The sequence below is a fragment of the Microcystis sp. M53602_WE12 genome (assembly GCF_030065455.1).
Lineage (GTDB): Bacteria > Cyanobacteriota > Cyanobacteriia > Cyanobacteriales > Microcystaceae > Microcystis > Microcystis aeruginosa.
In genome coordinates this window covers 1-7,334 of the sequence record NZ_JASJFB010000275.1, presented here as the reverse complement: position 1 = coordinate 7,334, position 7,334 = coordinate 1, and the positions used below count along the sequence as shown (strand labels likewise).

Genomic DNA, 7,334 nt, shown 5'->3' with positions numbered 1-7,334 from the left:
GGCACCCCCCTTATCAAGGGGGGCAGGGGGGCTCCCCCCGCCTATCGGCACCCCCCTTATCAAGGGGGGCAGGGGGGATCGAACCTAAAATCCATTTTTAATTTAATTATAACCAGCTACTTAGGTTAAAGAAAATCTCTCAATTCTCAGGAAAAGCGAAACCCAACAGCCAACACCTAAATCCGTCTGAATCTTTTTGTTGGGTTTCCTTACGTCAACCCAACCTACGGTAGTTTCCTTGGGTCTATTGTTGGGGTTCCTTACGTCTATCGGCTAGACAAGGAAAAAGCGATCGAGGATTTCCGACAAGCCGCCGAACTGTTCCGCCAGCAAGGGAACGCGCCAGCACGCGAAAAAGCCCTGCAATTCCTACGGCAATTAGGCGCGGTCTAGATACTCGATCGATTTTGAATCTCACCCCGAAAAAAGCGATCGATCTTACAGCAAGATTTCTAGCGCTAGGGTGAACCCCGGAACCACATCTTCCCCGCTTAAAATCGCGTTCTCGGGATAACAGGTAATCGTCCCGTCCTGACGGTAGACGAAAGCCTGTTTATTGTGGCGATCGATCAACCATCCTAACTTCACCCCGTTCTCCCGATACTCCTCCATTTTCCGCTTTAACTTGGATAAACTATCGGTTTTAGAACGGATCTCGATCACGAAATCCGGCGCGAGATCGAGAAATTCATCCTCCCTTTCCTGCCAACCGGACGGTAAACGTTCTCTCGCCACGAAAGCCACATCGGGAGAGCGTACCGCGCTATTGGCCAGTTTAAAACCGCCGCTAGAACTAAATACCTCTCCTAACCCGTTCTGTTCGACCCAGTAGAGCAGGCGAGCGCCGGCTTTCAGTTCTCGATTCGCTGAAATACTTCCGATCGGGGGCATAGTGACTAACGTTCCATCTGCATTGCGTTCAAAGCCTAATTCCGGGTTCTGACAACTGAGGCGAATTAATTCCGCATCAGTAATCGTCGGGGATTTGCTTACCATATTGCATCAAAAAAAACAAGTATTTTTCACTAAATGATAACAAAGCGATGCCGATTGCCGCGCTTTTTCCTTTTGTACCCGAAAGGAAAAAAAATTGATCGCCCTATCCTGCATATTCTCAAAAAAGCAACCGATGAATTATGTAGAAGCTCAAATCACCCTCACCGAGGCACTACCCATGAAATCCTTTGCCCTTCTCACCACCGTCAGCCTAATCGGCCTCTCCACCCTCGCCACTGTTCACCCCGTTATGGCCCTAGAAAGCCGACAACCAGCCGAAACCCGGATCGCTCAAGCGAACTACAAAGAAGCGATCGCCCACTTTAACCGGGGAATTAACTACATCCAACAGGAAAAATATGATCTCGCCCTCGCTCAATTCACCAGAGCGATCGAACTCGATCCGGACTATAGCGAAGCTTACCTCGGTCGGGGCATGATTTACACGATTCGCGAACAATGGCGGCCGGCGTTTCAAGACCTGAACACCGCGATCCGACTAAACCCCCGCGCTGCCTACGCTTACCATTTCCGCGGATACGTCCATCTCGCATTTAACCAGAGACAAAATGCGATCGCCGATCTAACAACGGCCGCCGAATTATTTCGCCAGCAGGGAAACACAGAAATGTACAACAGCGCCATAGAAGCACTACGGCAGATAGGTGCGTAAGTTGCCAGGGAGAGCGATCGCTCTCCCCCTCTAAACTTTTGTGAAAAAAGCAACCTGAGGACTTAAAACTTAATCGCATAATTGGAAAAAAACCAACGATAACATCCTTGCAAGTATCCCTCGACTAAAGAGGAGCCAACCCGATGAAACCAATTACTTTCACCCTATCGGTGCTACTGGCCACCACTGGCCTACTCGTTCAACCAGGAGGCTTCCTGATGGAAAACGTTCCACCCCTCCTCGCGCAGGAGCAGACCGCTTCTAGAGTCTATCAGAAAGCCAGCCCCGCCGTCGTCACCGTCAAAAATGGCAGCGGCCACGGTAGCGGCTTTCTCGTCAGTCCCGACGGTATCATCATTACCAACGCCCACGTTGTTGCGGATGGCCCCCGGGTGGTGACGGTGAAATTTTCCAACGGACAGCAGGCCTCGGCAGACGTGATCGGCTTCGCTAAAAATGGCGTGGATTTAGCCGTCCTGCGGATTTATAACCGCCAAAACCTGCCCTATCTTCCCCTCGCCCGTCCGAACTCCGCCAAAGTCGGCGAAAGCGTTTTCGCCATCGGCACACCCTTAAACGAGGACTATCAAAACACCCTCACCCAGGGCATTATCAGCCGTCTCGACCCCGAAAAAGGCATTGTGCAACACAACGCTAATATCAACAAAGGCAATTCCGGCGGGCCGCTTTTGAATTCACGGGGGGAAGTGGTGGGGGTTAACGTCGCAGGCGATATCGGGAGTTACGTTTACGACGGTGCGGGAAACCCGATCGGCCTTACCCAGAGCGGCATTAATTTCGCCGTTTCCCTCGATCGCCTGCAAGCTTTCCTCACCGCAGTTAAAACAGGCGATGTCTCCACCGTCTCAACATTAGGACAGGACGATCGGATACAGTTACTCGCCCTCCCTCTTAACGGTCAGACCGTTCAAGGCAACTTGACCAAAGACCAAAACGAGCAATATTACGGGTTCGAGGGTCGTGCCGGACAGAAAATCGTTCTGGATATGAACAGCAACGAGATCGCTCCCTATCTTGTCCTCTATCGCGTTCTCCAATCTTCCGAGGGGACAAAATACCCACAGGTCGCCCGTAGTAACCAGCGTGTCGATCGCGCCCCCGGGGATTTTAACGCTCGACTCGTAACCGAATTACCCGCCGATGGAGTTTATATCCTAGTGGCTACCTCTCGCGAAGGGGGTGAATCGGGTCGCTACACCCTCAACGCCGCCGCTAACCCTTAAATAATCCCATTTTGACCCTAATCACGATTCTAATCCCTATTTTCTGAGGAACTATCCCTATGAACTCTAGATATATTTCCCACCGTCTCGCTTGCGTCGGCCTCCTCGCCACTGTCCTCCTCGGTGGTATCGCCCCCGGTTTCAGCCAATCGACCACCCCGAATGGCGTCACCTTCTTCTGTAAAGAGGTGTTCGATCGCGCATCGGGAGGAAAAATACCCGCTACCCTCGCTTGGATTCCCCAAAGAAGCGGCAATGTGCGGATTATCGGCTGGAAATCGGAATATTTCTCCAAACGTTCCCCGGTTCGTTGCGAGGAAGTCACGAAAAAATTCCAGGAAGCATATAATCAAGGGCGTTTTAACTATCTCACCACCGGCCGGGCGAAAGGATACCCGATCATCTGCAGCGTTTCACGATCCGGCGATCCCTGCGATGGTAATAGCCAACTTTTTACCCTTAAACCCCACGACAATCCAGATTTAGTCTTGCAACAACTCATGGACATCCTAGAGGGGAAAAGCTCGGATATGCTCCTCCAGAATTCCGGAGATAAAACCTATATCTCGATGACGGAGTTTTTCGCCAAAGCACCACTCGCCGATCGCGACGCACCCTGTGGTACGAGATCTGCTGGCCCGCAAAATAATTGCGTTCCCACCCGCTAGAATTTTCGCTGTTTTACCCCAAATTTCCCCATAATAACCATGTTGAAACCCTTTCCCCTACTCCTAAGCCTCCTACTTCTGCCCGTCGTACCGGTTAAAGCGCTATCCCCTTTCTCTGCTCCGGCGATCGTGGCGGAAGACAGCCCAGACGCGCAGATCGAGCGATCGATCCGTCAAGTCACTGTTAAGATTACTAGCGAGATAAATCGGGGATCGGGAATCATTATCGGGAAAAAAGGCAGTATATACCTCGTTTTGACCAACGCTCACGTTACCCGCGGCGCGACCACCCTACAGATCCAAACCCACGACGGCCAAACCCGCACAGCCTCGATCGCGCCGAATTCCCTTTTAAAAGATAAGGATCTGGCCCTGGTGGAGTTTAGCGATACCCGGGATTATCCGATCGCTAAAATTCGCGCCATTTCCCCGGATGCGGAACTAGATATCACCGTAACCGGTTATTCCGCAGAAACGGGGCAGTACACCACCGATAACGGGAAAATTGAACAAACAAGCGATCGACCCCTCCGGGAGGGCTACAGCGTCGGTTATAGTGGCGATATCGTGCAGGGAATGAGTGGCGGTGGTATCTTTTTCGAGGATGAGTTAATCGGCATTAACGGGCGATCGGCCCATCCGATTCTCTCTAACTACATCTACGAGGACGGTACAAAACCCACAGATGCAGAAATCCAAAAGATGAGAGCGGTTAACTGGGGCATTCCCCTTCATACCCTATTAACCTACATCCGGCCCGAAATCCTCAGCGCCTATAACCTGCCCCTACCGCAGGTGAACCCCGATATAGAAACCACCGCCCCTACTGACTATATCGCCGAATTAGAAACAAAAGCCAAGGGTTTCACCGTGCGGATTGATAGTAGCAGTAAAGCCAATGGAAGTGGCGTAATTATCGCTAAAGAAGGGAATATTTACACAGTTTTAACCGCAGACCATGTATTATGTGAGAAGAAGGAAGAAAGTCAAGATGCTGCAAGTGAACCTTGTCCCGATCGCACCTACACCGTCGTCACCAAGGACGGTAAAACTCGAAACATCGAGAAAAGCACCATCATCCGGCAGGAAGGGGTAGATTTAGCAGTTTTTCAGTTTGAAAGCCGAGACAATTATCCCGTTGCGGAAATAGCGAATTATAACCCAAATACCGATGATTTTGTTTTTGCGGCAGGCTTCCCCAAAATTGGCGACAATCCCTCGAAATGGTTGTTTAGTGGAGGTAGAATCAAAGATCAAGAAATGGGATTATTAGGAACCCGCCAAAATGACTTAAGCAATGAACAAGGGGCAGTATTAAAAAGTGTCAGTTCTTTAACTGGAGGGTATGAATTAGTTTATACTAGCATCACATTTGGGGGAATGAGTGGTGGTGCAGTCTTAGACTCCCAGGGGAGAGTAATAGGGATTCATGGACGTTCAGAAGGAGCAGGGGGGGGGAAAATTCAGTTAGGGTTTAGTTTGGGGATTCCCATTAGCACTTTTATCGGATTGCAAGAAAGATTGAAGGTAAAACCGCAATTATTAACCACTGCTCAACCCCAAGTTAGTCCGCAACAACAACAAGAAATTATTCAAGCGATTGCTGGTGTTATTGTCCCTAATACCAATGCGAAGGCGGATATTTGGATACAAAGGGGGGGACAATTATGGCGGTTACGGAGGTCTGAGGAAGCAATTAAAGCCTTTGATGAGGCGATTAAGCAAAATGACCCCGATAATGTCTATTTAGCCTGGTATGGGAAGGGATTAGCGTTATTTCAATTACGCGAACATCAACCAGCTATAGAAGCTTTGCAACAAGCGATTAATACCTTACCTAAAGGGAAAGATTTAAAGGAGTTTCACAGTAGTATTTTACAACTGCAAAGTAATGTTTATGCCGTTTTAGGTGGCTTCTCAAAAAGTGCTGGTAGAGAAAGAGAAGCCAGAGAAAATTATGAGCAAGCATTAACCGTGATTAATCAGGCGATTTCTCTGTTTCCCAATAGTCCTAAATCCTATATAATGAAAGAGTCAGTATTAGATAGTTTAGAACGCTATGATGAGGGATTAGCTGCGATTAATCAGGCAATTGATCTCGCTCCTCGTGCTTTGTGGTATGTGATTCGAGCGAAGTACTATTTCTTACAACAAAAATACGAATTAGCTTTAGATGACCATAACAAAGCTATTGAACTTAATCCTAATTATGCTATGGCTTACTCTGTTCGAGCGTTGCACTATTCCTCCCAACAAAAATACGATTTAGCTTTAGATGACTACAACAAAGCTATTGAACTTAATCCTAATTATGGTTTATATTATAGAGGGCGGGGGCTTAATTACCTTCTCCAACAAAAATACGATTTAGCTTTAGCTGACTTCAACAAAGCCATTGACATTAATCCTAATGATGCTGGTGCTTACAACAATCGGGGTAATCTTTACTCTTACCAACAAAAATACGATTTAGCCCTCTCTGACTTCAACAAAGCTATTGACCTTAATCGTAATTTTGCTAAGGCTTACGAGAATCGTGGGAATCTTTACCGTCGCCAACAAAAATACGAATTAGCTTTAGCTGATTACAACAAAGCTATTGACATTAATCCTAATGATGCTGGTGCTTACGCCAGTCGGGGGAATCTTTACTCTGACTTGCAGAAATACGAATTAGCTTTAGCTGATTACAACAAAGCTATTGACATTAATTCTGATGATGTTTTTTCGGCTTACTTCTATCGGGGGATTTTTTACCATCGCCAACAAAAATATGATTTAGCTTTGGCTGACCTCAACAAAGCTATTGAACTTAATTCAAATTTTAGTCACTTTTACGTCGTTCGGGGGATTCTTCACGAAAACAAAGAAAAATACGAATTAGCTTTAGCTGACTACAGCAAAGCCATTGAACTTGATTCTAATTATGCTAATGCTTACTACAATCGGGGGGAGCTTTACCGTCTCCAAAAAAAATACGATTTAGCTTTAGCTGACTACAGCAAAGCTATTGAAATTAATCCTAATTATGCTTATGCTTACTACAATCGGGGGAATCTTTACTCTGACTTGCAGAAATACGAATTAGCTTTAGCTGACTACAGCAAAGCTATTGACATTAATCCTAATTATGCTGACGCTTACAACAATCGGGGGGTTGTTTACTATAACTTGCAGAAATACGATTTAGCTTTAGCTGACTACAACCAAGCTATTAGAATTAATCCTAATTATGCTCAAGCTTACTACAATCGGGGGCTTCTTTACTATAACTTGCAGAAATACGATTTAGCCCTCTCTGACTACAGCAAAGCTATTGAAATTAATCCTAATTTGGCTCAAGCTTACTTAGGTCGTGGTGGTTTATATGCCATATTAGGACAACCCGAAAAAGTAAAAATTGATCTACAACAAGCAGCTATATTATTCCTCCAACAGAATAATATGGCTGCTTATGAACAAGTGATGCAGATTTTGCAGATTTTACAAAAATTAGGGGGGTGAGTTTCGTAGTTTCGTAGGTTGGGTTGAGCGAATAAATATGTTAAAGAAAACCTCTCAATTCTCAGGGAAAGCGAAACCCAACACCCAACACCTAAATCTGTCTGAATCTTTTTGTTGGGTTTCCTTGGGTCTATTGTTGGGTTTCGTGCCTCAACCCAACCTACTTTAGTTTCCTTGGGTTTATGGTTGGGTTTCGTGCCTCAACCCAACCTACAGTTTCGTAGGTTGGGTTGAGCGAATAAATATGTT

Annotated in this window: 5 protein-coding genes; 4 read left to right on the top strand and 1 reads right to left on the bottom strand. The window is 46.8% G+C overall.

Translation table 11 applies throughout. The features are described from left to right. Positions 1 to 438: 438 nt before the first annotated feature. Complete coding sequence (locus tag PX482_RS09975; protein WP_002763043.1) at positions 439 to 996, bottom strand: Uma2 family endonuclease; 558 nt, start codon at positions 994 to 996, stop codon at positions 439 to 441. 178 nt (positions 997 to 1,174) lie between these two features. Between PX482_RS09975 and PX482_RS09970 the strand changes: the two genes are divergently transcribed. The 4 genes from PX482_RS09970 to PX482_RS09955 all read left to right on the top strand — a co-directional run bounded on the left by PX482_RS09970 (position 1,175) and on the right by PX482_RS09955 (position 7,085). Then, positions 1,175 to 1,669: a tetratricopeptide repeat protein gene (locus PX482_RS09970; RefSeq protein WP_043999459.1), complete on the top strand. Its 495-nt coding sequence runs from the start codon at positions 1,175 to 1,177 to the stop codon at positions 1,667 to 1,669. Between the two features lie 143 nt (positions 1,670 to 1,812). Further along, entirely contained in the window at positions 1,813 to 2,913 is a 1,101-nt protein-coding gene (locus PX482_RS09965; protein ID WP_288027335.1) for a S1C family serine protease, read from the top strand. Between the two features lie 59 nt (positions 2,914 to 2,972). Further along, a complete protein-coding gene (locus PX482_RS09960; protein ID WP_002763038.1) occupies positions 2,973 to 3,581 on the top strand; it encodes a COP23 domain-containing protein in 609 nt (202 codons plus the stop codon). Positions 3,582 to 3,620: 39 nt separating this feature from the next. Then, the gene (locus PX482_RS09955) at positions 3,621 to 7,085 is read left to right on the top strand and encodes a serine protease (protein WP_288122381.1); all 3,465 of its coding nucleotides are present in this window, start codon (positions 3,621 to 3,623) and stop codon (positions 7,083 to 7,085) included. The last annotated feature ends 249 nt before the right edge of the window (positions 7,086 to 7,334 follow it).